Source organism: Paenibacillus darwinianus (assembly GCF_000598065.1).
Taxonomy (GTDB): Bacteria; Bacillota; Bacilli; order Paenibacillales; family Paenibacillaceae; genus Paenibacillus_I; species Paenibacillus_I darwinianus.
The window spans coordinates 17,925-19,151 of sequence record NZ_KK082181.1 but is presented as its reverse complement, the minus strand read 5'-3'; the positions used below and the strand labels follow the sequence as shown (position 1 = coordinate 19,151).

The following is a 1,227-nucleotide window of genomic DNA, read 5'->3' as shown; positions in this document are numbered from 1 at the left end:
GCCACAGTTGCCGGCCTCGCCGGCGCCTTCGCCGATTCCGTGCTCGGCGCGACCGTCCAGGCGATGTACCGCTGCCGGGTATGCGGCAGCGAGACGGAGCGCGCCGCGCACTGCGGCCCGCCGGCCGAATTGGTGCGGGGGCTGCGCATGATGACCAACGATCTCGTCAACCTGTGCGCATCCGTCTTCGCGGGCCTTCTTGCAACCGGGCTGGGCCTGTGGTTTGGCGGATGAGGCGCACATCCGCACATCCGCATACTCACGTACACCACGCATACGATACAGCCGTTCCCACAATTTTGGGAAATTTGCTGTATTTTTTTGTAATCGGTGACGATTGACTTTGATGGACGGCGCACCTATGCTTTTTTATGAAAAAGCGTAAGCTTTGGATTTAATGATAGCGCATACATTGCAAAAGCGGAGAGGGTGTGGCTGCTTGCAGACAGCAAGGGAAGCGATACGGGGAGGCGGGGAAGAGGTCATTCTGAAGGTGGCCGGCGTCAAACGCGTATTCGGCAAAGGCGCCGGCGCCGTCACGGCGCTGGGCGGCATCGATCTGGAAATCCGCAGAGGGCGGATCGTGGCGCTCGTCGGCCGTTCGGGTTCAGGCAAGACGACGCTGCTTAATATTTTAAGCGCGCTGGACGAGCCGACGGAGGGGCGCGTTTTTTTCGAAGGCCAGGATATGACTGAATGGTCGGATAAGGAGCGGAGCGCGCATCGTCGCAAGCAGATCGGACTCGTATTTCAGTCGTTTGGGCTTGTGCCGCTGATGTCCGCATATGAGAACGTCGAATTTGGCATGCGTATAGCCGGCTTGAGAGGCAACAAGGATGCGGCGGAACGGGCTCTGGATTGGGTCGGGATGCGGGAGCGGATGAAGCACCGGCCGCCCGAGCTTTCCGGCGGGGAGCAGCAGCGCGTGGCGATTGCAAGGGCGATTGCGCACGAGCCGGTGCTGCTGGTCGCAGACGAGCCGACGGCTGAGTTGGACAGCCGGATGGGGCTGCAGATTATGAAAGTGTTCCGCGATCTCGTCAGACGGCGGGGCATGACGGTCGTCATGACGACGCATGATCCCGGCATGATGGAATTGGTCGATCAAGTCATTTCATTGGAGGATGGAACCATTGCCGAACAATCGGACGACACGTTATCGCCGCTGGGTCTATAAGGCGGCCGCCGCCGTCGCCGTCTCTTTGCTGGCGGGCTGCTCGATGCTGC

At 60.4% G+C, this 1,227-nt stretch carries 2 protein-coding genes; both read left to right on the top strand.

What is annotated here, in order from left to right:
* On the top strand, window positions 1–234 hold a 234-nt coding region (locus BG52_RS11260; RefSeq protein WP_036667283.1), incomplete at its 5' end, for a DUF92 domain-containing protein.
* Window positions 235–439: 205 nt separating this feature from the next.
* Entirely contained in the window at window positions 440–1,177 is a 738-nt protein-coding gene (locus tag BG52_RS11255) for an ABC transporter ATP-binding protein (protein ID WP_223298993.1), read from the top strand.
* Window positions 1,178–1,227 lie beyond the last annotated feature (50 nt).